The 23,269-nt window shown below is 70.5% G+C and carries 25 protein-coding genes; 8 read left to right on the plus strand and 17 right to left on the minus strand.

Annotated features, from left to right (window positions below; translation table 11 throughout):
* Positions 1–77 precede the first annotated feature (77 nt).
* The gene (locus ACQP0P_RS31770; protein ID WP_433361685.1) at positions 78–1,838 is read right to left on the minus strand and encodes a DUF4012 domain-containing protein; all 1,761 of its coding nucleotides are present in this window, start codon (positions 1,836–1,838) and stop codon (positions 78–80) included.
* On the minus strand, positions 1,828–2,328 hold the full coding sequence (locus tag ACQP0P_RS31775) for a hypothetical protein (protein WP_433361688.1): 501 nt from the start codon (positions 2,326–2,328) through the stop codon (positions 1,828–1,830). Before ACQP0P_RS31775 ends, ACQP0P_RS31770 begins: the two co-directional genes overlap by 11 nt.
* Before the next feature lie 242 nt (positions 2,329–2,570).
* On the opposite strand from ACQP0P_RS31775, the gene ACQP0P_RS31780 reads away from it, so the two are divergent.
* Positions 2,571–3,323: an SDR family NAD(P)-dependent oxidoreductase gene (locus tag ACQP0P_RS31780; protein WP_433361691.1), complete on the plus strand. Its 753-nt coding sequence runs from the start codon at positions 2,571–2,573 to the stop codon at positions 3,321–3,323.
* Positions 3,324–3,460: 137 nt separating this feature from the next.
* Here ACQP0P_RS31780 and ACQP0P_RS31785 read toward each other — a convergent pair whose 3' ends face one another.
* Positions 3,461–4,681 (minus strand): ABC transporter ATP-binding protein, encoded by a 1,221-nt coding sequence (locus ACQP0P_RS31785; protein WP_433361694.1) that lies wholly within the window; start codon positions 4,679–4,681, stop codon positions 3,461–3,463.
* Between the two features lie 176 nt (positions 4,682–4,857).
* Here ACQP0P_RS31785 and ACQP0P_RS31790 point away from each other — a divergent pair, with 176 nt between their 5' ends.
* A complete protein-coding gene (locus ACQP0P_RS31790; RefSeq protein WP_433361697.1) occupies positions 4,858–5,856 on the plus strand; it encodes a LacI family DNA-binding transcriptional regulator in 999 nt (332 codons plus the stop codon).
* Here ACQP0P_RS31790 and ACQP0P_RS31795 read toward each other — a convergent pair.
* The gene (locus tag ACQP0P_RS31795) at positions 5,828–6,313 is read right to left on the minus strand and encodes a glutathione peroxidase (RefSeq protein ID WP_433361700.1); all 486 of its coding nucleotides are present in this window, start codon (positions 6,311–6,313) and stop codon (positions 5,828–5,830) included. The genes ACQP0P_RS31790 and ACQP0P_RS31795 overlap by 29 nt on opposite strands.
* A gap of 221 nt (positions 6,314–6,534) precedes the next feature.
* On the opposite strand from ACQP0P_RS31795, the gene ACQP0P_RS31800 reads away from it, so the two are divergent.
* Together ACQP0P_RS31800 and ACQP0P_RS31805 are read left to right on the plus strand one after the other, a co-directional pair.
* The gene (locus tag ACQP0P_RS31800) at positions 6,535–6,927 is read left to right on the plus strand and encodes a transglycosylase SLT domain-containing protein (protein WP_433361703.1); all 393 of its coding nucleotides are present in this window, start codon (positions 6,535–6,537) and stop codon (positions 6,925–6,927) included.
* Between the two features lie 348 nt (positions 6,928–7,275).
* Positions 7,276–7,770, plus strand: a complete 495-nt coding sequence (locus ACQP0P_RS31805; RefSeq protein WP_433361706.1) for a transglycosylase SLT domain-containing protein — start codon at positions 7,276–7,278, stop codon at positions 7,768–7,770.
* Positions 7,771–7,837: 67 nt separating this feature from the next.
* Here ACQP0P_RS31805 and ACQP0P_RS31810 read toward each other — a convergent pair whose 3' ends face one another.
* Positions 7,838–8,470 (minus strand): TetR/AcrR family transcriptional regulator C-terminal domain-containing protein, encoded by a 633-nt coding sequence (locus ACQP0P_RS31810; protein ID WP_433361709.1) that lies wholly within the window; start codon positions 8,468–8,470, stop codon positions 7,838–7,840.
* 93 nt (positions 8,471–8,563) lie between these two features.
* On the opposite strand from ACQP0P_RS31810, the gene ACQP0P_RS31815 reads away from it, so the two are divergent.
* Positions 8,564–9,685, plus strand: a complete 1,122-nt coding sequence (locus ACQP0P_RS31815; RefSeq protein WP_433361712.1) for a ferritin-like domain-containing protein — start codon at positions 8,564–8,566, stop codon at positions 9,683–9,685.
* Between the two features lie 88 nt (positions 9,686–9,773).
* Here ACQP0P_RS31815 and ACQP0P_RS31820 read toward each other — a convergent pair whose 3' ends face one another.
* From ACQP0P_RS31820 to ACQP0P_RS31830, 3 genes are all read right to left on the minus strand, one after another.
* Complete coding sequence (locus ACQP0P_RS31820; protein ID WP_433361714.1) at positions 9,774–10,106, minus strand: DUF202 domain-containing protein; 333 nt, start codon at positions 10,104–10,106, stop codon at positions 9,774–9,776.
* Positions 10,103–10,444: a YidH family protein gene (locus tag ACQP0P_RS31825; protein WP_433361717.1), complete on the minus strand. Its 342-nt coding sequence runs from the start codon at positions 10,442–10,444 to the stop codon at positions 10,103–10,105. Before ACQP0P_RS31825 ends, ACQP0P_RS31820 begins: the two co-directional genes overlap by 4 nt.
* 69 nt (positions 10,445–10,513) lie before the next feature.
* On the minus strand, positions 10,514–10,915 hold the full coding sequence (locus tag ACQP0P_RS31830) for a hypothetical protein (RefSeq protein ID WP_433361720.1): 402 nt from the start codon (positions 10,913–10,915) through the stop codon (positions 10,514–10,516).
* A gap of 132 nt (positions 10,916–11,047) precedes the next feature.
* Between ACQP0P_RS31830 and ACQP0P_RS31835 the strand changes: the two genes are divergently transcribed.
* Positions 11,048–11,305 carry a ubiquitin carboxyl-terminal hydrolase 14 gene (locus ACQP0P_RS31835; RefSeq protein ID WP_433361723.1) on the plus strand — a complete coding sequence of 86 codons (258 nt, stop codon included), beginning with the start codon at positions 11,048–11,050 and terminating at the stop codon, positions 11,303–11,305.
* A 112-nt stretch (positions 11,306–11,417) separates the two neighbouring features.
* Entirely contained in the window at positions 11,418–11,843 is a 426-nt protein-coding gene (locus tag ACQP0P_RS31840) for a hypothetical protein (RefSeq protein ID WP_433361726.1), read from the plus strand.
* 6 nt (positions 11,844–11,849) lie between these two features.
* Here ACQP0P_RS31840 and ACQP0P_RS31845 read toward each other — a convergent pair whose 3' ends face one another.
* The 3 genes from ACQP0P_RS31845 to ACQP0P_RS31855 all read right to left on the minus strand — a co-directional run bounded on the left by ACQP0P_RS31845 (position 11,850) and on the right by ACQP0P_RS31855 (position 15,267).
* The gene (locus ACQP0P_RS31845; RefSeq protein WP_433361729.1) at positions 11,850–13,433 is read right to left on the minus strand and encodes a Na+/H+ antiporter; all 1,584 of its coding nucleotides are present in this window, start codon (positions 13,431–13,433) and stop codon (positions 11,850–11,852) included.
* Between the two features lie 181 nt (positions 13,434–13,614).
* Positions 13,615–14,865 carry a hypothetical protein gene (locus tag ACQP0P_RS31850; protein ID WP_433361732.1) on the minus strand — a complete coding sequence of 417 codons (1,251 nt, stop codon included), beginning with the start codon at positions 14,863–14,865 and terminating at the stop codon, positions 13,615–13,617.
* Positions 14,866–15,060: 195 nt separating this feature from the next.
* The gene (locus ACQP0P_RS31855) at positions 15,061–15,267 is read right to left on the minus strand and encodes a zinc ribbon domain-containing protein (RefSeq protein ID WP_433382209.1); all 207 of its coding nucleotides are present in this window, start codon (positions 15,265–15,267) and stop codon (positions 15,061–15,063) included.
* Positions 15,268–15,582: 315 nt separating this feature from the next.
* On the opposite strand from ACQP0P_RS31855, the gene ACQP0P_RS31860 reads away from it, so the two are divergent.
* Complete coding sequence (locus tag ACQP0P_RS31860; protein WP_433361735.1) at positions 15,583–17,670, plus strand: ATP-dependent DNA helicase; 2,088 nt, start codon at positions 15,583–15,585, stop codon at positions 17,668–17,670.
* A gap of 185 nt (positions 17,671–17,855) precedes the next feature.
* Here ACQP0P_RS31860 and aroB read toward each other — a convergent pair whose 3' ends face one another.
* The 6 genes from aroB to ACQP0P_RS31890 all read right to left on the minus strand — a co-directional run bounded on the left by aroB (position 17,856) and on the right by ACQP0P_RS31890 (position 23,264).
* The gene (aroB, locus tag ACQP0P_RS31865) at positions 17,856–18,932 is read right to left on the minus strand and encodes a 3-dehydroquinate synthase (protein WP_433361738.1); all 1,077 of its coding nucleotides are present in this window, start codon (positions 18,930–18,932) and stop codon (positions 17,856–17,858) included.
* Positions 18,929–19,432, minus strand: a complete 504-nt coding sequence (locus ACQP0P_RS31870) for a shikimate kinase (RefSeq protein ID WP_433361741.1) — start codon at positions 19,430–19,432, stop codon at positions 18,929–18,931. Before ACQP0P_RS31870 ends, aroB begins: the two co-directional genes overlap by 4 nt.
* Before the next feature lie 40 nt (positions 19,433–19,472).
* Positions 19,473–20,651 (minus strand): chorismate synthase, encoded by a 1,179-nt coding sequence (gene aroC, locus ACQP0P_RS31875; protein WP_433361744.1) that lies wholly within the window; start codon positions 20,649–20,651, stop codon positions 19,473–19,475.
* A gap of 69 nt (positions 20,652–20,720) precedes the next feature.
* Positions 20,721–21,422, minus strand: a complete 702-nt coding sequence (locus ACQP0P_RS31880; RefSeq protein WP_433361747.1) for a prepilin peptidase — start codon at positions 21,420–21,422, stop codon at positions 20,721–20,723.
* A 131-nt stretch (positions 21,423–21,553) separates the two neighbouring features.
* Complete coding sequence (locus tag ACQP0P_RS31885) at positions 21,554–22,108, minus strand: SseB family protein (RefSeq protein ID WP_433361750.1); 555 nt, start codon at positions 22,106–22,108, stop codon at positions 21,554–21,556.
* 64 nt (positions 22,109–22,172) lie between these two features.
* Entirely contained in the window at positions 22,173–23,264 is a 1,092-nt protein-coding gene (locus ACQP0P_RS31890) for a ring-opening amidohydrolase (protein ID WP_433361753.1), read from the minus strand.
* Positions 23,265–23,269: the final 5 nt, after the last annotated feature.

Below are 23,269 nucleotides of genomic sequence, written 5' to 3' on the forward strand. Positions count from 1 at the left end.
GCCCGTGGCACGCGCCTCTTTGCTCTTTTCTGCCGATACCGCGCGCCGGCACGGCGCAGGGGTGGGCGCCGGGGACGTCAGAATGCACAGCCCCGCGCGTCCTGGGTGACGTGAGTCCGCTGGGGACGGGCCAGCGGCTGCACCGGAACCAGCGGCGGCGCGTCGGAGGCGAGTTCGGTGAAGTCGAACTCCAGCCTCCTGGACTGTCCCGGGGCGAACTCCAGGAGGGCCGAGTAGACGGGGTGGGAGCGTTCGGCCTCCCTGATCACCTTCACCTGGTCGCCGTCGAGGCGGGCCGCGGTCATCCTCACGCCGAGGCCGCCGTACAGCGACACCCACAGCAGGTTGGAACCGGGGGGGTGGCCGCTTCGCGGGGCGTCGAGCCTGCCGGTGACGTAGGAGGGCAGCGTCCGGCTCGGGACGTCGTTGGTGAGCCGGATCCGCACCGTCGAGGAGCGCAGCCCGCCCTGGCAGGGGCCCAGCTCGTAGTCGAGGGAGCGCTCCAGGTAGTAGTCGAGCTTGCCTCCGGCGGAGTTGTTGACCACCAGGCCCGCGAACGGACCCGGGCTCGACGGCAGCACGCCGCCCACCGGGGTACGCGACAGCCGCCGCTGCTCGGTCTCGTGGCGGCTCCAGATCTGGATCCGCCGCTCGCTCACCATGTCGGACAGCACGGGCAGCAACCTGGTGGGGTCGGCGAGGGAGGTGGGCAGCGCCTCGCTGACGGCACCGGCGATCTCGATGAGAAACCGCTTGCGTGCCACGGGGTCGGGGTAGCGGGCGTAGGCCTCCCGCTCGGTGAGATCGACGACGTTCTCGGCGGTGACCTCACTCCCGTCGGGGAGCGGGATCGGCCCGATCGCCCTCAGCAGGTGGGCGAGGCCCACCGGGTCGGTGGCGATGGCGCCGTCCAGCCGCCCGCCGGCCTGCCGCTCCCACAGCCCCGTCCAGGTGGCCGCGGCGTACGGGAAGTGCGGGGAGAGGTTGGAGACGGAGAGCATCCTGGTCGCGCTCGTTCCGTAGCGCCCGAGGAAGTCCTGGCCGTGGTCGGCGACGGGGACCGGACTCGCGGCCAGGCCGGTGTTGGCGGAGAGGCGCTCGACGGAGACCCTGCCGCGGTCGGCCCGCAGGATACCGAAGGCCCCGACCAGCCCCCCGGTGCCTCGCGCCTCGGCGTTGGTCTGGAACGCCAGAAAGTAGCGGCGGGGGCCGTCGCGGCCGAGCATCGGGGGTAGCAGGGTGGCGGTGTCCGCCGCGTCGCGGAGCAGGCCGCGCAGCCGGCCGATCTCGCTCAGCGCCGTGTCCCGCGCCTCGTCCAGCCGGTCCAGGCCGGTGCTGTCCGGGGCGGCCGCCAGGTGGGAGAGCACCCGCCCGAGACGGGTGACGCCGTCGTCCAGGGCCGGCGCCGCGGCGTCGAGCACGACCAGCTGATGCCGCAGGTCGCCCGGGGAGCGCGTCCTGATCGTCAGGAGCGGGCCGGCCGCCTCCCGCACGCCGGCGAGCACATCGGTCAGCTCGGTGGCGGCCCCGGCGAGACCGCGCACGGTGGTCGCGGCGTTCCCCACGATCGGGGTGTGCGCGATCACCCACCAGTCCGGGCCCTCGGTGAGCCGCCGGGCCTCGACCGCGTGCCGCCGGGCCTCTGCCAGCGCCTCGGTCAGCGGGCGCGGATCGCCCGCGCCCACCACCGCGCGCAACTGGACCAGCGCGCCCCTGGCCGCCTCCAGGTGATCGCGCACGCGCATGCCGAGGTGGACCGACCAGCCCCCCGCCAGCCCCAGGGCTGCGGGGACCAGCAGGCCCACCACGACTATCCGGCGTCGTCGCCTACTCGGCACTGGCAGATCGACGGCGCCGTACCGAGATCAGCGTGCCGGTCGCTCCCACGGCCAGCAGGCCACCGCCGAGCGCGGCCATCGCCCCCATCGGTGCCCCCGTGAACGGCAGCTGCCTCCCCGCTACCGCGTGCTTCCCCGCTACCGCGCGCGGCCCGCAGCTTCTCCCACTTCTCCCGCAGCCGCCACCGCCGCAGTTCCCCCCGCAGTTACGGCACCCCTCCCTACAGTTACGGTGATGCCTCCCGCGGTTTTCCAGGCGGATGTTGTTTCCCTGCTTCTGGTTCTGGTCGATCGTGTTGACCTGGTCCTGGCCGATCGTGTTGACCTGCTCCGCGGGACGCGGTGGATACGGCACCGGCTGGACCTCCGACGTGGACAGGCCGATCGCGGTGGTCAAAGTCGCGGCGGAGGCCGCCGTTGATATTCCGAAGGCCAGTACGGCCCCGGCGGTCATCGTCAAGGCGGTGGGTCCCAAACACTTTCCAGCCATTTCAAGCTCCCCGGTGGCGGCATCTCAAGCTGTGGAAACGACGCCCGAAATGCGGGCGACATGTCCCTGGAACCCGTTATATGCAACCTCGTCGGGAACGAACTCGCCGCCTCGTGACACTTACTGAAAGATCGCCAACTGTTCTCCGCCTTTTGACGATCACGGGTCGACACGGCCACCGGCCGGAGGCCCCGGGGCGTTCGCCTGCCCCTCCCCCACCGTGTCGTCCCTAGACTGCGGGTATGCCAACCGCATTGATCACCGGGGCGACGGCCGGCATCGGCGCCGCCTTCGCCCGCCGTCTGGCCGCCGACGGATTCTCACTCGTCCTGGTGGCCCGCGACGAGAAACGCCTCATCTCGGTCGCCGAGGAGCTGCGCCTGCGCTACGGGGTGAGCAGCGAGGTACTCGCCGCCGACCTGGTGACCGACGAGGGCCTGGATGCGGTGGAACGACGGCTCCGCGAGGGGGTCGACCTGCTGGTCAACAACGCGGGCTTCGGCCACCAGGGCCACTTCCTCGACGTTCCGGTGGAGGAGGAGGTGCGGATGCTCAAGCTGCACTGCGAGGCGGTGCTGCGGCTGACGCTGGCCGCACTGCCGGGCATGAGGGAACGCGACCGGGGCGCGGTGATCAATGTGGCGTCGGTGGCGGCGTTCTTGCCCGGGGGCTCCTACAGCGCCTCCAAGGCGTGGGTGGTCAGCTTCAGCGAGTCCATGGCCGTGGAGCTGACCGGCAGCCGCGTGCGGGTCATGGCCCTGTGCCCGGGTTTCGTGCACACCGAGTTCCACGAGCGCGCCTCGATAGACAAGTCGAGCATCCCCGGTTTCCTGTGGCTGTCGGCGGACAACGTCGCCCGCGAGGCCATGCGCGATCTGGCCCGCGGTGTGCTGGTGAGCGTCCCCGACCTTCGTTACAAGGCCATCGTCGGGGTCAGCAGGTTGCTTCCGGCCAACGTGATCGCCCTGGTCTCCCGCCGTTTCGGCCGCCGCTGACCTGACACCACCGGCCTGACGACACCGGCCTGACACGGCCGACAGAAAGGGCCCGCGCCACGGGAGGGGGTCGTGGCGCGGGCCCTTTCCGGCCTGCGGGGGTGGTCGAGGACGGCCCCTGAGGCCCGCCGAGCCGATCAGACGCGGGCGTTGGCCTCGTGGCCGATCGCCAGACCCGAGACCGGGTCGAAGAAGTGCAGGTTGTGGGTGTCGACGACCAGCTCGATGCTCTGACCGGGGCGGACGTGGCTGCGGGAGTTGACCCGGGCGGTCCACAGCGACTTGTCGCCCACCAGCGGCAGCGTCGCCTCCTCGTCGCCGTCGGCGTCGGCGGCGGCCACGGTGTCCTGGTGCTGGACGGGCGGAGCGTCGATCAGGAAGAGCACGTTGATCTCGGAGCCCAGTTCCTCGGTGACCTCGGCGCGGACCTGCAGGCGGGTCCAGCCGCCCGAGGCGCCGTTGGCGGCGACCGAGTCCTCGAAGTCGGAGGGGCGGATGCCCAGGATGATCTTCTTGCCGAAGTACTGGTCGAGGCCGCGCTTCTCGGTGAAGCTCTCGTTCGGCACCGGCAGCCTGAAGCCCGCGAAGGCGACGGCTGCGCCGCCTTCGCCGCGCACCAGCTCGGCGTTGACGAAGTTCATCGACGGGGAGCCCATGAAGCCGGCGACGAACAGGTTGACCGGCTTGTCGAAGAGGTTCTGCGGGGTGTCGACCTGCTGGAGCAGGCCGTCGCGGAGCACGCAGACGCGGTCGCCGAGGGTCATGGCCTCGACCTGGTCGTGGGTGACGTAGACGGTCGTCACGCCCAGGCGCTCGTGCAGGGTGTTGAGGGAGGCCCGCATGGAGACGCGGAGCTTGGCGTCCAGGTTGGAGAGCGGCTCGTCCATGAGGAAGGCCTGCGGCTCACGCACGATGGCGCGGCCCATGGCGACACGCTGGCGCTGGCCACCGGAGAGAGCGGCGGGCTTGCGCTTGAGGTACTGGTCGAGGCCGAGCATCTTGGCGGCCTCGTTGACGCGCTTGGCGATCTCCGCCTTGGGCATCTTGCGGAGCTTCAGACCGAAGGCGAGGTTCTCCTCGACGGTCATGTGCGGGTAGAGCGCGTAGTTCTGGAAGACCATGGCGATGTCGCGGTCCTTCGGAGGCAGGTGGTTGACCACCCGGTCGCCGATGGCGATCTCGCCGCCGCTGATGTCCTCAAGCCCGGCGATCATGCGCAGGGCGGTGGACTTGCCACAGCCGGACGGCCCGACCAACACCATGAACTCCCCGTCCTTGATCTCAAGGTCGAGGCCGTTCACGGCTTTGACGCCGCCCGCGTAGATCTTGTCGACTTTGCTGAGAACGATGGATGCCATGGAAGTCCTTAGCGCCTCGGGCAACCCCGTGTTCACCCGATATTGGATACGTTTTCATGCATCTCACCGGAAACGGATATCCCTGTCAAGAGGGTGACTGGTTCTGGCCTGTCAACAGGGCAGCCGTTATCGCTTCGCGCTGGATCGAACACGGAAAGCATGATGGAATCGTTTCCATGAACATGCGTCGTACGACGATCAAGGATGTCGCCGAGGCGGCCGGGGTGGGGGTCGCCACGGTGTCCCGGGTTCTGTCCGGCGGATCGGCGAGTCCCGAGACCAGGGAACGGGTGCTGAACGTCGCGGCCCAGCTCGACTACCGGCCCAGCGCGCTCGGGCGCAACCTGCGCCAGCGGCGCTCGGGCGGGATCGGGCTGCTGCTGCCCGACATCACCGACACCTTCTACGGCCGGCTGGCCGACGGCGTGCTCACCTGCGCGCGCTCGGCGGGAGAGCCGGTGATCCTGGGTGCCACCGGCGACGATCCCGAGCGTGAGGCCGAACTGATCGGCACGCTGCTCGAACAGGGCGTGGACCGGGTGATCGCGGTCCCCTCCGGTGACGGCGACGGCTGGGCGCCGACCCTGCGGGCCGGGCTGACCACCGTGTTCGCGCACCGGCTCTCCCCCGGGCACGACGACATCCCCGCGGTGCTGGCCGACGACCGCGCGGGGATCAGGACCGCGGTCGACTACCTGACGGGACTGGGGCACCGCCGTATCGCCTACCTGGGCGGTCCCGGGCAGGAACAGCGCCTGTCCTTCTTCCGGCAGGCGCTCGGCCCCCTTGTCGACGAGGAGTTGGTCGTCGTCGCCCGTGGCAGCCGCGACTCCGCGTACGCCGCCGCGGCCGGGCTCTTCCAGCACCGGCCCGACCTGACCGCGGTGCTGGCGGGGGGAAACCTGCTGGGCGAGGCGGCGGTACTGGCGGCCAGGGAGCTGGACCTGCGCATCCCCAGGGACCTGTCTCTGATCATGTTCGACGACGTGCCCTGGGCGGAGCTGTGCTCACCGCCGCTGACGGTGATCGCCCAGCCGGCCCAGGACATCGGCTACCGCGCCGCCGAACTGGTGCTGCGCGGCGGCACCAGGCGGCCGCGCGGGGTGCTGCTGCCCACCGAGCTGATCGTCAGGGGCAGCTGCGCGGCTAGAGGGACCTCTCGATCGCCTCGATGACCGCGGGGGCGTCGGGCAGGACGCGCGGCCGGAACCTGGCGAGCACCTCCCCGTCCTTGGAGACGAGGAACTTCTCGAAGTTCCACTCGACGTCGCCGGCCTTGCCCTCGCCGTCGGGGGTCTGGGTGAGCAGGTCGTAGAGCGGGTGCCGGCCCTCGCCGTTGACCTCGCTCTTGGCGAGGAGCGGGAAGTCGACGCCGTAGGTGGTGGAGCAGAACTCCTGGATCTCCTCCGCGGTGCCCGGCTCCTGTCCGTAGAACTGGTTACAGGGCACTCCCACGACCGTGAAGCCCCGGTCGCCGTAGGTCCGCTGGAGGTCGACGAGAGCGGCGTACTGCGGGGTCAGGCCACATTTGGAGGCGACGTTGACGACGAGGACCGCCCGCTCTCCGGCCAGCTCGGCCAGGGTGGTGGGCACGTCGGAAAGAGTGTGGATGGCGGTATCACGGATTCCCATGCTCCGCACCCTAATCCCCCTGTCACATTCGAGAGTTATGTCGTCCATAAAGTGAAATGTGACAGAGACCACAGATGAGACGGCACCCCCCTCACCAGGACTCTGATCATCTTCTTACCGATCTTTGACATGGCTCCTGACAGGCACTGTCGACTGGCCCGGCCGCGGATCGCCGGGCATCGTGGCGGCCGTCCCTCAACCCCAAGGCACAAGGGAGTCCCATGTCGACGCTACGCCGTACCGGTGTGCTGGTGATCGCCTCGGCACTCACCCTCGGCACCACCACCACGGTCGCCCAGGCGTCCTCGGCGAGAACGGGCAACCAGGCCGTCGCCAGGCCGATGGTGGCCGCGCACGGCTGGAGCAGAGCCCAGTTCAACTGCCTCAGCAAGCTCTGGACCAGGGAGAGCAACTGGAACCACCGCGCCCGCAACCGCCACTCGGGGGCGTACGGAATCCCGCAGGCACTGCCCGCGGGCAAGATGGCCGGCGCCGGCCGCGACTGGCGTACCAACCCCAGGACACAGATCAGATGGGGACTCGGATACATCAAGCAGCGCTACGGATCGCCGTGCCGGGCGTGGGCGCACTTCGGCTCGCGGGGCTGGTACTGATCCACTGATCCCGGAGCGGTGATCTGAAACCCCATGACGGGGTGATTTTCACACCGTCTCCACGCATGGGCGATTCGCCGGTCGTAACCGGACCCTCGCCGAATCTCCCGTAGATCAAGAAGATCGGGCAAACACCTTCCCTTCGCGTGTCCCATCCGCCGTCCGACACTCTCTCGCGTACTAGAAAGCCGCCTAGAGAGACCGCCGCGGCGTCTCATGCCGGAAACAGGCCGGCGAGACCGCGCGGACGTTCCCCGCCCGAGCCACGGGCGCCGGATCGCCGACCGCAGGAGAGCACCTACGTGCCCTCCTGCGACTTCCGCACGCGGCCCAAGGACAAGGATTCATGTGAGCAGCTACCGCGTTCTGCGCAACACAGTCGTGACCGTTCTCGCCGCCTCGGCGATGGTCGGATCCTCGACGTCGGGACAGGCCGACAGCACGGCCGAGTCGTCCAGGAAAGGGACGGCGAGAACCGTTCATCGCCTCACCTGGGTCACCCAGGTGAAGCCAAGAGTGAAGGCGGTCGCGAGGACCGCCAAGAGCAGGAACAAGACGATCGCCTATCGTCTCGTCTCCCGCCGCGCGTGGCCGCACAGCCAGTTCCGCTGCCTGGACAGCCTCTGGACCAGGGAGAGCAACTGGAACCACCGCGCCTACAACCACTCCTCGGGGGCGTACGGCATCCCGCAGGCACTGCCCGGCTCGAAGATGGGCGGCAGCGGCGGGGACTGGCGGTACAACCCGATCACGCAGATCCACTGGGGTCTGAGCTACATCAAGAGCCGCTACGGGTCACCGTGCGGCGCGTGGGGTCACTTCCGGTCGAGCAACTGGTACTGACCCGCACGGAGAGTGTCCAGGGGAAGGGAACACTCTCCCGGCGCCCGGGGCCGCGAGGTCCCGGGCGTCACCTCTTGAGCTGCAGGGCCATCGCCTGGATGAGCAGTTCGAGGCCGAAGGCGAACTCCGCCTCGTGGTCGCACTCGTGGAGTGCCGGAGCCAGCTCACCGACCTGCGGGAACAGCAGGGGGTCGACCTCGCTGACGTGGACGTCGGATCGGTGCACCGGGGCGAACGTCGGGGTCACCCCGACCTCCCTCAGCAGCGAGCCCACGATGTAGGCGATGAACACCCGCAGGGCGCGCACCGCCTCGTCGCCCCCGAAGCCCGCGCCGCGCAGCGTGGCCAGCGCCCGCTCCACCGGGAGCAGCCCGGCGGTGGAACGGAGCTGGCGGCTGACCACCACCATCGTGCACCGCGGGTAGTGATGCGCGATCTGCCGGAAGGCGAGCGCCTGCATGCGCACCCGGTCGGTCCATTCGGCGTCCGGGTCGTCGGTGAACTCGATCTGCGACAGCACGGTCTCGGCCACCGCGTCCAGCAGCGCCTCCTTGTTCGGCACATGGTTGTAGAGCGACATCACGCCCACCCCCAGTTCGGCGGCGATCGCGCGCATGGACACCGCGTCGGCGCCCTCCCGCTCGATCAGGTCGATCGCCGTGGCGACGATGCGCGCTCGGGACAGTGGCTCGGCAGGCATATGACCATTGTCCCCTCATCGGCTTCATTGACGTACGTACAGTGTACGTGGCACGCTCGTTGCGTACGTACGGTGTACGTCTCTGGAGGCCGCATGTCGACACACGATCTCTACACCATCCCCGCCGAGCTTTCCACGTGGGACGTCGAGGCGGCCGGAGCCGCCCGCTTCACCTGGGAGTACGACAACGGCAGGGACCGCATGCTCGCCCTTTACCAGAAGGGCAAGGACAAGCAGTGGGACTCGGTCAAACGCATCGACTGGGACCTGGAGGTCGACCCGTACAACGTGCTCGGCATCCCCGACGAGACCATCGCGATCCACGGCACCCCGCTCTGGGAGCGGATGGACGAAAAGCAGCGCAAGGAGGTGCGCCTGCACGGCGCCTCCTGGCAGTTCTCCCAGTTCCTGCACGGGGAACAGGGCGCGATGATCTGCTCGGCCAGGATCGTGGAGTCGGTCCCCGACCTCGACTCCAAGTTCTACGCCGCCACCCAGACCATGGACGAGGCCCGCCACGCCGAGACCTACGCCCGCTTCCTCCAGGAGAAGGTGGGGCTGGCCTACCCCATCAACCCGCACCTGAAGTCGCTGCTCGACAGCACGCTGAGCGACTCCCGCTGGGACATGCCCTACCTCGGCATGCAGGTGCTCATCGAGGGCCTCGCCCTGGCCGCCTTCGGCGTGATGCGCGACATCACCACCAAGCCGCTGCCCAAGCAGATCCTCGCCTACGTGATGCAGGACGAGGCCAGGCACGTGGCCTTCGGCCGGATGGCGCTGCGCGACTACTACCGTCAGCTCAGCGAGTCGGAGCTGCGCGAGCGCGAGGACTTCGTCATCGAGGGCTGCTACCTGATGCGCGACCGGCTGCGCGGCCAGGAGACCTGGGAGAATCTGGGCCTGAACAAGGCCGAGGTCGCCGATGCCATGGAATCCGTTGACAAATCCCAATATCTCAAGCTATTCCGCTCGCTGCTCTTCAGCCGCATCGTTCCCTGCGTCAAGGACATCGGGCTGTGGAGCCCCCGCCTGCAACAGGCCTACGCCGACATGGGCGTGCTGGACATGGCGGGCCAGAACCTGGACCAGCTGATGCGGCAGGACGAGGACATCGCCGAGAAGCTCGACACCGAGCGGTTCGCCGCCGAGGAGGCCGAGCGCCACGCGGAGGTCGCCGAGACCGTCGCCCTCGGCGGCGACCCCCGCCCCTGACCGGCGGCCCGCGGTTCGCGATGATCTATCCGGGATCGACGCGGTCGATCCCGGATAGATCATCGAAACGTGCCAGGCCGCGTATCCCTTACTTTCCGAACCTGGCCAGCACGAAGGTGACGGCTCCGGCCACGGCGGCAAGGGTGCCGAGCCAGGCGATGAGGGCGTCGGCCCGGTTGTCGAGGGGACGGCTCTGGTGGAGTGCCTCCTGGACGCGGCGGAAACGGATACCCGTGTGGGTCAGCAGGAGGCCGGCGCAGAGCAGGGCCGGAACGAAGGGGACGATCGCTATCAGGGGCGTGCCGGCGCGCAGGGCGATCCCCGCACCGGCCAGGGCGGTGACGGCCAGCATGGCGCTGGTACGTATCCAGGCGAGCTGGGTCCGCTCGCTCTGCAGGCCCTCGTCCCAGGGGCCGTTCATCGCGACAGCAGAATGAGGATCAGGGCAAGCACCGCGACCGCCGCCACGCCGTACCCGAACAGGGGCGCGAGGGCGGGAGGCGGCAGCGGGGCGGAGATGCGCAGGGCGTGCTGGACACGACGCCAGCGGGGGTAGGCCATCGCGGCCGCCAGAGCCGACAACGACACCAGGACCACCGCGAGCAGGGTCCGCATCCATGGGACGAAGACATCGGCGGAGACCGCGGCCATGGCCACACCGCCCGCGCTCAGCGCGAGCGATGTGCTCAGCCAGGTCAGGTAGGTGCGTTCGTTGGCAAGGGTGAACCGGGGATCCGGTTCACGCTCCGGAGGCTTCATGAGAACGACGCTATTTCAGCCACATTCCCCATAGAGAACCCGGGTTGACGGAGCCCCCGCAGGTGAGGGCTATCCGCAGGCGTTGGTCAGTTGCTCGACCCACCGCACCGAGTCGGTCGCCACCTTCTGCGCGGTGTCGATGGCGCTGTTGGCATCGGGGACGTTGAAGCCCTCCAGGGTGTTGGAGACGCTGTCGGCCGCCTCCTTCAGCGAGGTGTTGGCCGCCTTGTCGGCCAGGTCGCCCAGCTTGGCGCCCCCGTCCTTCAGCGCCTGTTCCATCGCGGCAGGGTCGTTGAGCAGGCCGGAGACCTTCGAGACGGTCTCGGTGACGATGCCCGCGGCCTGCACGCACTGCTGTGCCTTGTCGATGCCCTGGCTCACCTCCTGGATCTCTGAGCAACCGGTGGTGATCAGGGCGGCGGCGAGCGCTGAGGCGGCGAGGGCGGGGATTCGTCGCGGAAGGGATCGCATGCCCAGACCCTACCCAACGAGCCGGTGCGGCAGGTGCCTGTCGTACCGGCTCGTTACCCGGACTGCGAGGCGTTGGGGACCGGACCGCGGCTCCGGCCGTACGATCATCAGTGTTCGGACGAAGGGGAGACCATGCAGATCTGTCAACATCTCGAGCAGGCCCAGGACCCGGCGCCGCGCACACCGCAGGGGTGCGAGGAGTGCCTCGCGACCGGAGATCGCTGGGTTCACCTGCGCAAGTGCCTGTCCTGCGGGCACATCGGCTGCTGTGACTCCTCTCCCAACAAGCACGCCACCGCCCACGCGACGGTGATCGGTCATCCGGTCATCGCCTCGTTCGAACCGGGCGAGGACTGGCGGTGGTGCTACGTGGACAAAATCATCGGCTGACCGGCGGCAGCGGGGTTCCTCCACCCCGCGGGGATGTCAGCCGCAAGTCTTTTCCAAGCACGAGGGCCTATCTCTTGACATGTAACGATGCTCAAGAGTTTGGAACCCCTCCATGCGTACCGGTCTTCGTGTCCTGCTCGGCCTGACCACCGCCGCGGCGCTCGCTCTCGGCGGTTCGGCCCCGGCCCTGGCCTCCACCGCCGCCCCCACGGTCTGGAGATGGGGCCCCCTGCACTCCACCGACGGGCTCGCCGCGGCCTGGGGCAAGGTCACCGTCGGCCAGTCGGGCCTCGTCGTGTACGGCACGCTGGAGGACACCCGCGGCTCGGGCTGCGCATGGGCCCAGATACGTTACCTGAGCGCTCAGAACGGACGGTGGCACACGGCGTCCTACTACAACTGCGTTCCCGGCCCGGGAACGTTCCGTAAGAACGTCGGCGGGGTCCTGCAGATCAAGGCGAGGACCTGCCGGGGCACCTCCGCACGGCCGGCCGGGCGGTGCTCTCGGTGGAAGACCGTCTACACCCAGGGTGGCTGACCCAGGCTAGTCGCGCTCCAGAATGGCCTCCTCGAAGTCGATCTCGTGGAGAACCCGGCGGAGCACCTCGTCGTCGATGCGCCGCTCGTCGCGGAGGCGTACGAAAACCTCGCGCTCGACCGCCAGCATCTCACGGCGGAGCCGCCGGTAGACCGTACTGGGCGTCTCCTCCCCCTGTGGTCCCGTGCCGCTGCCCAGTCGCTCCCAGGCGGCGAGGGTGCGGCGCTCGGCGCGCGCCCTGAGCTGGTCGACGACCTCCCGATAGACCTCGTCGACGCCCTCGCCCACCAGCTCGTCCAGCCGGGCCAGCGAGGCGGAGGTGGCCGCCTGCTGGGCGGCCGCCTCGGTCAGGTTGTCGGTGTAGATCTCCCGCTCGTTGGAGATCTTCAACCTGCGGATCAGCGCCGGGAACGTCAGGCCCTGGACCAGGAGGGTACCGATCACCACCGAGAAGGTGAGAAAGAGCAGCAGGTCGCGGCCCTGCAGGGTCTGCGGAATGGCGAAGGCCGCGGCGAGGGAGACCACTCCGCGCATGCCCGCCCAGCTCACGACGGTCACCTGCTGCCAGGTCGGCGCGTGGGGCTCGCTCTCGCGGATCTTCCTTGACAGGATCCGGGGCAGGTAGAGGCTGGGCACGACCCAGAGCGCCCTGGTGACCACCACGGCGGCGAAGACGACCAGCGCCATCCCGGCGAGCTTCCACGGGTCGGCCCACTCCAGCCCTCTCATGATCGGCCAGAACTGCAGGCCGATCAGCGCGAAGACGATCGTCTCCAGGAAGAAGTCGAGGACCCGCCAGACCGCGCCGGACAGCAGCCGGGTACCGAAGCCCGCCCTGGGCAGGCGATGGCCGATGTAGAGCCCGACGATCACCACGACGATCACACCGGAGACGTGCACGCTCTCGGCCGCCAGGTAGACGGCGAACGGAGCGAGCAGCATGACGGTGTTCTCGATGAGCGGGTCGCGCAACCGGATCAGCACCCGGGCCAGGACCCAGGCGAGCCCGAGGCCCATCAGCACGCCGCCCACCGCGGACCGGGCGAAGTCGGCGGTGACCTCCAGCCAGGTGATGCCCCCTCCCAGCGCGGCCGCGACGGCCACCCGGTAGGCGGTGAGCGCGGTGGCGTCGTTGAACAGGCTCTCCCCCACCAGGATGGTGACCGTCCTGCGGGGCAATCCGAGCCTGCGGGCCACGGCGACGGCGGCGACCGCGTCGGGCGGGGCCACGATCGCGCCCAGCGCGAACGCGGCGGCCGTCGGCAGCTCGGGCAGGAGCAGGTGGGTGATCCACCCGATGACCAGCGTGGTGAACAGCACCAGGCCGATCGAGAGCAGCCCGATCGGCCTGCGGAAGTCCTTGAGCCTCAGGTAGGAGCTGTCGACCGCCGCCGAGTAGAGCAGCGGGGGCAGGAAGACCAGCAGGACCAGGTTGGGGTCGAGCTCGTACTCGGGGAAGACGGGCGACAGCACCAGGCCCGCGAGCACCAGCAGCAGCGGCGCCGGCCACCCCCTGCGCCTGGCGACGGCGGCCACCGCGATGCCGAGGACAGATACGACCAGCGTCTGCACCACGGTCGACTGGTCCACACCACTCCGCCCGATAGGGATCGATCAGCTTCCGTGCCTCCGCGCGCCTCGCGAACCGTCCGGGACAGCGGAGCGCCGGCTTTTTCCCTTCGGCGGACAGAACGACGCTACCCCCGGATGTGGATCTCGCGCCCGGGACACGACGGAACCCGTCTCCGGGGAACCCACCTCCCCTGGAGAGTCACCACTCCCGGCGTTCTTCCCGGTCGTCGCGGCGCCGCCCCTCACGGCGCCTGTCGTCGTACTGGTGCTCGTCATGGCGGCGGTCGTACCGGTCGTCGTAGCCCTGTTCGGGGCGGAGTCTCTCGCCCGTGGAGTGCGGCGGGTCCTGGAGGTAGGGGCGCGGCAGCCTCTGGTCGGGTGCGGACTGGCCGCCCAGGCCCAGCGGGTCGGACGGATCGACGTCCTGCTGCGGGTAGGCGGGTGGCGAGCCGTACAGGTCCCGAAGGTCGGCGGGGTGACCGGCCTGGTGCGGCTGCGCGGTGCCGAACGCGTAGGGATCCGGCTGCGCGGGGGCCGGGTAGCCGTACGGGTCGGGCTGCTGGATCCCGTGGCCCCCGGCCTGCTGCTGGGCGGCGAACCCGAAGGGGTCCGTCGAGTTCTGCTGCCCCTGCCCGTAGAGGTCGGGATCCGGCCGGCGGGCGGGGGTGGGGAACTGGTCGGCGTGCGGCGCGAACGGGTCGGCGGGCCGCTGCTGGGGCGGTACGCCGTACGGATCGGGCTGCTGGGCGCCGAACCGGTCGGCGGGCTGCTGCGCGGGCGTGCCGTAGGGGTCCGGCTGCTGGGCGCCGTACGGATCGGGCTGCTGCGCGGGCGGGTAGCGGTCGCCCGGCATCTGGTAGGCGGCCTCGCCGGGCACCGGGCCCGTACCGAGCGGATCGAAGGACTGCGGCTGCCCGTAGGGCAGGGCGTCGTTCACGATCATGTTCTCACGCGGCACGGCGTCGGAGGAGCCGTGCCCCGGCGCCATCCGATCCTGAGACCAGTCGGGTCGATCCGGCGGAGGCACCACTCCCCGCGCGACGAGCACGTCGTTCGGCCCGAGCGCGGCGGCCTGACGGGGCTCGTCCGGCGCGGGGAGGTGACCGGCCGGGTCGGGATACTGCTGCTGGGGCTGGGCGTAGTCCTCGGGCCGCGGTCTGGCGTACTGACCGGTGCCGGGATACTCACTGTGGATCTGCTGCTCGGTGTGAACGGGCTCGCCCACCTCGTCGGGGTACTGCCCACCGGCTTGGACGAAGCCCTCGTCAAGGGTGTCGACCAGCCGCCCCACGTCGTTCATGGGCATGCGGAAACTCGCGGTGCACATCTCGCCGCGCCACAGGCTCAGCACCAGCGTGCCTTCGTGCCAGGTGACCCGGAGCACCCGCTCCTGGCCACGCTCGTCAAAGAACACCTCGCCGAACGACGGCAACGGGACAACTTCCGACATGGAGGACATAATGTACTCAAACGCCCCAAACATCCAGTTCGAGCAGGGACTTTGCAGGGCAATCGCACCTCACGCGGTGCAATCGCGGTGCAATCGCGGCGGACACCGTCACGCCGACCATCACTCTCGGTCACCGCCTAACGAGCAAAGGGTACGCAATAGAACACCTAAAGGGGACTATATCCGAGCGTAAGCTCAAGAGCAGGTAGCACGATTCCGTTTGTCGATGTGGCCGCCCCCCGGGCAGGTGCGGGAGGTGTCACACGAATCCACCGGCCGCACCGCCACCCCGGCCGAAACCGCTTTGTACGTCACGAACGTCCGCAGTCGATGGAAACCCCACGAGTGCAGGTCTGCACGCTGGGCCTGCCCCTGCTCAGGCGAGGGCGCGGGCTTGAGCATTTCCGTCACCGGCACGCACCGAGTCTGTCACTCACCGCCACCGGACGGCGCCGTTTTCCGCGTTTCCTCCCCGCCGTGAACGACGGGGCCTCCACCCGGCGATTCCGACGACCGAGCGCGGGAGCATCCCGGAAGGGTCCGGCGGGTCATCTTTCCGAACCGGGAGCAGGACCTGCGACACGTGGATCACCAGCTGGAGGTATCGGCCTCCCGTGGTCAGCCCGGTGGATCACGACAGGACCGAGGAAGGCGGGGGCGCACCGCTCCCGCCGGAGCCGCCACGCTTGTCGGAGCGAGCCGGTACGGTTGGCTGTCGTGCCGACCGACTCCATCACCGCTCCCGAAGACGTCTCCTCAAAGGTGGACATCCCCCCGGTTGAGGACCTGCTGAGCACCGCCGTCGAGGCGGTGGGCGGGGTCGAACGCCCCGGACAGATCACCATGGTGAGGGCGGTGCAGCACGCGATCGAGTCGGGCGACCACCTGGCCGTCCAGGCGGGCACCGGCACCGGCAAGTCACTGGCCTACCTGATCCCCTCGATCAGGCACGCGATGACCTCCAAGGGAGCCGTGGTCGTCTCCACCGCCACCATCGCGCTCCAGCGCCAGCTCGTCGACCGCGACCTGCCCCGCCTCGCCAAGGCCCTCGCCCCGCAGCTACCGCACGAGCCCACGTTCGCGATCCTCAAGGGCCGCCGCAACTACCTGTGCCGCTACAAGGCGAGCGCGGGGTGGCCCGACGAGGAGCAGGACCAGCTCTTCGACCCCCGGGAGGTCAACGCGACGGGCCGGATGGTCCAGCGCATCCAGGAGTGGGCGAACGAGACCGAGACCGGTGACCGCGACGAGCTGGTCCCCGGCGTCAACGAGCAGGCCTGGCGCCAGTTCTCGGTCAGCGCCAGGGAGTGCCTGGGAGCCACGCGCTGCCCGAGTGGTATGGAGTGCTTCGCCGAACTGGCCCGCGCCCGCGCCGGCGAGTCCGACGTGGTCGTGACCAACCACGCGCTGCTCGCCATCGACGCGATGGAGGACTTCCCGCTCCTGCCCGAGCACGAGGTGGTCGTGGTCGACGAGGCTCACGAGCTGGTCGACCGCGTCACCTCGGTGGTCAGCGGCGAGCTGTCGGAGACCATGGTCACGGTGGCCGTGCGACGGGTCGGCAAGCTCATCGAGCAGCACCTGGCCGACCGGCTCCTGGAGGCCGGAGAGGACCTCAGGGCCCTCCTCGCCGTCGCCCCCGCCGGGCGCCTCGACGAGCTTCCCGATGTGCTCGGGCTGACGCTCGCGCTGATCCGCGACTCGGCGTGGGCGTGCATCACCGCCCTTGGCCCACGCACCGGCGACAAGGACGACCCGGAGGGCGCGGGACTGCGCAAGGCGGCCTTCACCTCCCTGGACGAGGTGCACGACACCGCGCAGCGCATGCTCGACGCCTTCGGCCACGCCGAGGAGATCGACCGGGCCGAGGTGGTCTGGCTGGAGGCGGGCACCGACCGGCGGCCGCCCCTGCTGCGGGTGGCGCCGCTGACCGTGGCGGGCATGCTCCGCGACAGGCTCTTCGGCGACCGTACGGTCATCCTGACCTCGGCCACGCTCGCCCTGGGCGGCGCCTTCGACGGGCTGGCCCGCCAGTGGGGCCTTGGTGCCGAGGGCGGCGGGAAGCCCGCCGAGGAGGACGAGGCGGGCGAGGCGGGCGCCGCCCCCAAGTCCGGGAAGAAGACCGGCAAGAGCCGGGCCGGCTGGAACGGCATCGACGTCGGCTCTCCCTTCGACCACCCCCGCAGCGGCATCCTCTACGTCGCCGAGCACCTGCCCCAGCCGGGCCGTGACGGCCTGCCCGAGGCCTACATCGACGAGATCACCGAGCTGATCGAAGCCGCGGGGGGCCGCACTCTCGGCCTGTTCTCCTCGATGCGGGCCGCCAAGGCGGCCACCGAGGCCCTGCGCGACCGGCTGAGCGTGCCGCTGCTCTGCCAGGGCGACGACTCCACGATGCTGCTGGTCAAGCAGTTCGCCGAAGACGAGCCGACCTGCCTGTTCGGCACGCTCTCCCTCTGGCAGGGCGTCGACGTCCCCGGCCCCTCGCTGCGTCTGGTCATCATCGACCGCATCCCCTTCCCCCGTCCGGACGACCCGCTCAGCTCCGCTCGCCAGCGCCATGTGGCCGCCAAGGGCGGCAACGGGTTCATGTCGGTCGCCGCCACCCACGCCGCGCTGCTCCTCGCACAGGGCGCGGGCCGCCTGCTCCGCAGCCAGCACGACAAGGGCGTGGTCGCGGTGCTGGACCCGCGGCTGGCGACGGCCCGCTACGCCGGGTTCCTGCGTGACTCCCTGCCGCCCTTCTGGCCCACGAACGACCCGGCGAAGGTCCGCAGCGCCCTCAAACGCCTCAGCGCCTCCTAAAACCGCCTCGGCCCCCGGCGACCCCGGCACCGGGATCGCCGGGGGCCGGAGGCGGCCGCCGGAGCGCGGGAAGTTCCGGGTCGCCCGGATTCAGGAGGTGCTCTCGGCGATGGCGGGCAGGGCCGGCCCGTACGACCTCAGGCCGAAGTCCGCGATACCCGCCGGGAGCACCGGTGTCGTGAGGCTCACCGGGCGATCTCCCGGTAGGCGGCTTCGAGAAGCTCCTCCGAGGGGTCGGACAGCGGGGACACCTTCGCCAGGTCGTCCAGGAGGACGAAGCGCAGCGTGGCGCCGCGGCTCTTCTTGTCGAGGCGCATGTGGTCGCGGAGCTCGGGCCAGGCCTCGCGGCGGTAGGCGGTGGGCAGCCCGACCGAGGTCAGAATGGACCTGGTCCGCTCCACGAGGTCGGTACCGATCCTGCCGTCCAGATGGGACAGCTCGGCCGCGTAGACCATGCCGATCGCGACGGCCTCGCCGTGGCGCATCCGGTACCGCTCGACGCGCTCGATGGCGTGGGCCAGGGTGTGTCCGTAGTTGAGGATCTCCCGCAGGCCGCCCTCGCGCAGGTCGGCGCCGACGACGTCGGCCTTGACCTGGATCTTGCGCTCGATCAGCTCGCGGGTGTGCCGCCCCTCGGGGAGCCTGGCCCCCTCGGGGTCGTCCTCGATGAGCGAGAGGATCTTCGGGTCCGCGATGAAACCACCCTTGATGATCTCCGCGAGGCCGCCCACGTAGTCGTCGCGGGGCACCGAGACCAGGGTGGCCAGGTCGCACAGGACCCCTGCCGGCGGGTGGAAGGACCCGACCAGGTTCTTGCCCTCGGGGGTGTTGATACCGGTCTTGCCGCCCACGGCCGCGTCGACCATGCCGAGCAGTGTCGTCGGCACCTGCACCACCTTGACACCGCGCAGCCAGGTGGCGGCGGCGAACCCCGCCAGATCGGTGGTCGCCCCCCCACCGACGCCGACCACGGCGTCGGACCGGGTGATGCCCGCGCGGCCGAAGGCCGACCAGAGCTCCGCGGCCACCTCGACGGTCTTGGCGCGCTCGGCGTCGGGCACCGGCAACGGGACCACCTCGTACCCGGCCGCCTCGATCGCGCCGCAGACCGGGCGGGCGATCTCCGGCAGGCTCTCGGGGTGGATCACGGCGACGGTGCGGACCTTCGGCCCGAGCAGGCCGGGCAGCTCGCCGAGCACTCCGGTGCCGACCACCACGTCGTACGGGTTCTCACCGGCGACCTTGATCCTGGAGATCGTCACGGCTCCAGGCCTTTCACGATCTCGTCGACGATCTGGCCGGGCTCGCGCTCGTCGGTCACCACGACGATCCTGGCCAGCTTCTCGTAGACGGGACGGCGGGCGTCCATCAGCTTCTTCAGCCGGCTGCGCGGGTTCAGCACGAGCAACGGCCGCGCCGAGGCCAGGCCCACCCGCTGGACGGCGTTGGAGAGACCGACCTCCAGGTAGACCACCGGATGCTCGGCCAGCAGCTCGCAGGTGGCCTCGGCGAGGATCGCGCCGCCACCGAGGGAGAGCACGCCGTCGTGCTCGGCCAGCGCCCGCCGTACGGCGTCGGCTTCCAGCTCGCGGAAGATCTCCTCACCGTCCTCGATGAAGATGTCGCTCACCGGCTTGCCCGCCGTGAGCTCGACGTCGGCGTCGGTGTCGCGGAAGGCGACCCCGAGCCGGTCGGCCAGGAGCTGTCCGACGGTCGACTTGCCCGACCCCGGAGGGCCGATCAGTACTGCACGGGGACTCATCCGGCCTCCTTGGACCGCGGCTCGCCGACCTGGCGCCCGCTCACTTGATCACCAACGAGGAGAGGTAGCCGGACAGGTTGCGGGCGACCTCCTCGACGGAGTCTCCGCCGAACTTCTCGATCGCGGCGTCCGCCAGGATCAGCGCCACCATGGCCTCGGCGACGATCGCGGCGGCCGGGACCGCGCACACGTCCGAGCGCTCGTGGTGGGCCTTGGCCGCCTCGCCGGTCAGCACGTCGACGGTGGCCAGCGCCCTGGGGACCGTGGAGATCGGCTTCATCGCCGCGCTGACGCGCAGCGGCTCGCCGTTGGTCATGCCGCCCTCGACGCCGCCGGCCCGGTTGGTGATCCGGCGGATGCCGTCCGCGGTGTTCTCGATCTCGTCGTGGGCCAGGGAGCCGGGGCGGCGGGCCGTCTCGAAGCCGTCGCCGACGGCGACACCCTTGATCGCCTGGATGCCCATCAGGCCGGCCGCGAGGCGGGCGTCGAGCCGGCGGTCCCAGTGGGTGTAGCTGCCCAGGCCCGGTGGCAGGCCGTAGGCGACCACCTCGACGACGCCGCCGAGGGTGTCGCCGTCCTTGTGCGCCCTGTCGATCTCGGCGACCATCGCCGCGCTGCCCTCCGGATCGGCGCAGCGCACCGGGTCGGCGTCGATCGCCTCCAGATCACCGGGGCCGGGGATGACGCCAGGGGTGGTCGCCGCCCCGCCGATCGAGACGACGTGACTGACGATGTCGACGCCGAGGGCCTGCTTGAGGAAGCTCCTCGCCACCTGGCCGAGCGCGACACGGGCCGCGGTCTCCCGGGCGCTGGCCCGGTCGAGCACCGGGCGGGCGTCGTCGAAGCCGTACTTCTGCATGCCCGCGAGATCGGCGTGGCCGGGGCGTGGGCGGGAGCGCGGCGCGTTGCGCGCCTGCCCCTCCAGCAGGGCCGGGTCGACGGGGTCGGCCGCCATGACCGTCTCCCACTTGGGCCACTCGGTGTTGCCCACGCGGATGGCGACGGGACTGCCGAGCGTGCGGCCGTGGCGGACCCCGCCCACGATGGTGACGACGTCCTGCTCGAACTTCATCCGTGCCCCGCGACCGTAACCGAGGCGGCGACGGCGCAGCGCCTCGTCCAGCTGGGCGGTGGTCACCTCCACCCCCGCGGGCAGGCCTTCCAGGATCGCGACGAGTTCGGGGCCGTGAGACTCTCCGGCGGTCAACCAACGCAACATGCTGACAAGTCTTCCACGTGTCGCCCACTGGAATGGCCCCGGTTCACGGAGTGAGACATCCGCCGGCGGTCAGAGCGCGGTGAGGACCGCGGCGAGGGTGCCCATGGCCATGAAGGGGCCGAAGGGGATCTCGCTCTTGCGGCCCGCGCGGCGCAGGACCATCAGGGCGGCCCCGTAGACGCCCCCGGCCACCAGGCCGAGGAAGGTCCCGGCGACCAGGGTGTCCCAGCCCAGCCAGCCGAGGGCGGTGCCCAGGCTCGCCGCGAACTTGACGTCGCCCAGCCCCATCCCCTCCGGATTGATCAGAAGCAGCACCAGGTAGAAGCCCGCCAGGGCGAGACCGCCGAGACCCGCGCCGAGCAGATCGCCGAGGCGGCCGTCGACGAGGGCCGACACGACGAGCGGTACGGCGATTCCCAGGTAGGCGGCCAGGGTGAGCCGGTCGGGCAGCCGGTGGACGGCGGCGTCGACGAAGGACAGGGCGACGGCGACCACCGCCAGCCCGCCGAAGGCGAGCAGTTCTCCGGCCCTCCCGGCCGGGGTGGTCACCGCCTGGGCCGGTACGCCGGGCCAGAGCGCCCGCAGCGCGAGAGCGGCCAGCACCACCGCGGTGGTCACCTCCACGACCCCCGCCACCGGCCGGGGCCGCCCGGACCGCTCCCCGTCTGGCATCGAGTGGCGGGCCACCACGCGCCGCGTCCACAGCCCGATCACCGCCCCCGACGTGGCCGCGGCCAGGACCGGAAGGAGCGGCGCCGCCACGAGGCTCACGAGACCACCACCGTCCCGAAGACCCGGGGGCGCCTGACGGCAGGAGGGGGGCTGGGGGGCCGGTGTGCCGGCTCGGCGTACTCGCTCACGGAGCGACCATAATCCGCGAACCCCGGCCCCGCCGGGAACGGTCAACCTCGTCCGCGCGATGGCCAACCGAACCGCCGGCGCCTGGGAGGCTCGGCGATCTCTTCCATCCGTGCCACTGTGACCTCGGGGCCCAGCTCGTCGAGGGTGCCCGACTCGACCGCGGCGAGTGCCCGCAGCAGAGCGCCCTCGATCACGAAGGGCACCGGGCCCGCGACGTCGATCACCACCGCGGCGGTGTTCTCGTGCACCGCCGCCTGGCAGACCTGAAGGATGGTGGCCTGGATGGGCCTGGCGTCCCGGCGCCACCGCCGCAGCGGCTCCATTCCGGTGAAGGAGAGCACCGCCTCGCGCCCGTCCGCACCGACGAGCTTCGGCAGGGCCATCTCGCTCTCCTTCTCCTGCCGCAGCCCGTGCTCGCCGATCTCCGACTCCTTCAGCAGGGCGACCACGGGCACGAGCAGCCGTGTCCCGCTCAGCGCGGCGACGACCGCACCGGCCTCCGCCTCCCCGGCGGCGAAGGCGGCGAGCGCGGATGTCACGGTGGCGTCGGCGGCGCCGTCGTCGCCGGGGACCAGGGGCTGCGGAATACTCGGCACGAATCGGGAGCCTACCCGCGGTGACGCCCGGGGAGGATTTCCGCCCCGCCCGAGCGCGCACCCGTCAGCCGAGGTCGGCGATGGCGGCCACCGGGCCGCCGCCGCTCGGGCCCTGGTGGACCGCGGCGACCGAGACGAACACGGCCGGGTCACCGGTGACGCTGGCCGCGACGCCGCCCACGGTGGCCTTGATCTGGCGGTGCCAGTGCACGTCCGAGTCGTCGAGCATGATGTTGCGGCGGCCCCGCACGCTGCCCGACGGGTCGGCCTCGCACTTCATGAAGACGTTGACCAGCCGGTCACCCAGGTCGGACGGGTGGGGGCGGTCGGGCAGCTCGATGCCACTGGAGCGGATGGCCTCCCAGATGCCGTCGGCGTCCAGCGCGTCCCTCATGACCGAGTGGCCGATCCGGTAGCGGCCACCGATGCCCCGTACGTTGCCGACGACCACGATCTGGGCCCGGTCCAGCTCGACGCCGGAGGAGCACGAGGCGACGGAGGAGTAGAGCGACAGGTCGCGGTGGATCTGGTCGGCGGCGGGCATCTCGATCTCGCCGAGCGCGACGGCGATGCCGAGCGCGGTGGTGGAGTTGGAGATGTCCATCGACGGGCCGGTGTCCTCGATCACCACGTCCTTGCCGCGCGACTTGGCGTCGTTGATCGTGGACAGGGTGAGCAGCGGGGTCTTGGTCTGGACGTAGTGGACGTCGGCGGGGTCGTCGATCCCGGCGAGCTTCATGGCCTCACGCACTCCGGCGGCGACCTTCTCCACCATCGCGGGCCGGCCGATGTCCTCGGGCAGGATCACCTCGCTCATCGCGATGCCGACGCTCACCCGCGGCTCGTCGCTCGGCTCGGCGTTCGCCGTGGTGGCGAAGATCGTGGCATGCGGGCTGAGCACACCGTCGGTGCCCCCCGACCACACCAGCGGCACGCTCTCGGGGGAAGGATGTCCCTTGGCCTCCAGCACCTCGCGAAAGGCCCTGTCGGCCAGGATCCGGGTGTAGTCGTTCACCCCGCCGTTGCCCTCGGTCTTGCCGATCACCGCGAGCACCCGGTGCGCCTCGATCACCCCGTCGTCGATGAGCCGGGCCAGCCCGGAGGCGTCGGTCACGCTCTCGATGGGCACCTTGCGCACTTCAATGGGTTCCGGCATCCCTG

The sequence above is a fragment of the Streptosporangium sp. CA-115845 genome (genome assembly GCF_050943795.1).
GTDB lineage: Bacteria > Actinomycetota > Actinomycetes > Streptosporangiales > Streptosporangiaceae > Streptosporangium.

Bases quoted from the DNA above. Each gene is read 5' to 3' on its own strand.
- ACQP0P_RS31775 (WP_433361688.1), bottom strand. From the start codon at position 2,328: ATGGCTGGAAAGTGTTTGGGACCCACCGCCTTGACGATGACCGCCGGG.
- ACQP0P_RS31780 (WP_433361691.1), top strand. From the start codon at position 2,571: ATGCCAACCGCATTGATCACCGGGGCGACGGCCGGCATCGGCGCCGCC.
- ACQP0P_RS31785 (WP_433361694.1), bottom strand. From the start codon at position 4,681: ATGGCATCCATCGTTCTCAGCAAAGTCGACAAGATCTACGCGGGCGGC.
- ACQP0P_RS31790 (WP_433361697.1), top strand. From the start codon at position 4,858: ATGAACATGCGTCGTACGACGATCAAGGATGTCGCCGAGGCGGCCGGG.
- ACQP0P_RS31795 (WP_433361700.1), bottom strand. From the start codon at position 6,313: ATGGGAATCCGTGATACCGCCATCCACACTCTTTCCGACGTGCCCACC.
- ACQP0P_RS31800 (WP_433361703.1), top strand. From the start codon at position 6,535: ATGTCGACGCTACGCCGTACCGGTGTGCTGGTGATCGCCTCGGCACTC.
- ACQP0P_RS31810 (WP_433361709.1), bottom strand. From the start codon at position 8,470: ATGCCTGCCGAGCCACTGTCCCGAGCGCGCATCGTCGCCACGGCGATC.
- ACQP0P_RS31815 (WP_433361712.1), top strand. From the start codon at position 8,564: ATGTCGACACACGATCTCTACACCATCCCCGCCGAGCTTTCCACGTGG.
- ACQP0P_RS31820 (WP_433361714.1), bottom strand. From the start codon at position 10,106: ATGAACGGCCCCTGGGACGAGGGCCTGCAGAGCGAGCGGACCCAGCTC.
- ACQP0P_RS31825 (WP_433361717.1), bottom strand. From the start codon at position 10,444: ATGAAGCCTCCGGAGCGTGAACCGGATCCCCGGTTCACCCTTGCCAAC.
- ACQP0P_RS31830 (WP_433361720.1), bottom strand. From the start codon at position 10,915: ATGCGATCCCTTCCGCGACGAATCCCCGCCCTCGCCGCCTCAGCGCTC.
- ACQP0P_RS31835 (WP_433361723.1), top strand. From the start codon at position 11,048: ATGCAGATCTGTCAACATCTCGAGCAGGCCCAGGACCCGGCGCCGCGC.
- ACQP0P_RS31840 (WP_433361726.1), top strand. From the start codon at position 11,418: ATGCGTACCGGTCTTCGTGTCCTGCTCGGCCTGACCACCGCCGCGGCG.
- ACQP0P_RS31850 (WP_433361732.1), bottom strand. From the start codon at position 14,865: ATGTCGGAAGTTGTCCCGTTGCCGTCGTTCGGCGAGGTGTTCTTTGAC.
- ACQP0P_RS31855 (WP_433382209.1), bottom strand. From the start codon at position 15,267: ATGCTCAAGCCCGCGCCCTCGCCTGAGCAGGGGCAGGCCCAGCGTGCA.
- ACQP0P_RS31870 (WP_433361741.1), bottom strand. From the start codon at position 19,432: ATGAGTCCCCGTGCAGTACTGATCGGCCCTCCGGGGTCGGGCAAGTCG.
- aroC (WP_433361744.1), bottom strand. From the start codon at position 20,651: ATGTTGCGTTGGTTGACCGCCGGAGAGTCTCACGGCCCCGAACTCGTC.
- ACQP0P_RS31890 (WP_433361753.1), bottom strand. From the start codon at position 23,264: ATGCCGGAACCCATTGAAGTGCGCAAGGTGCCCATCGAGAGCGTGACC.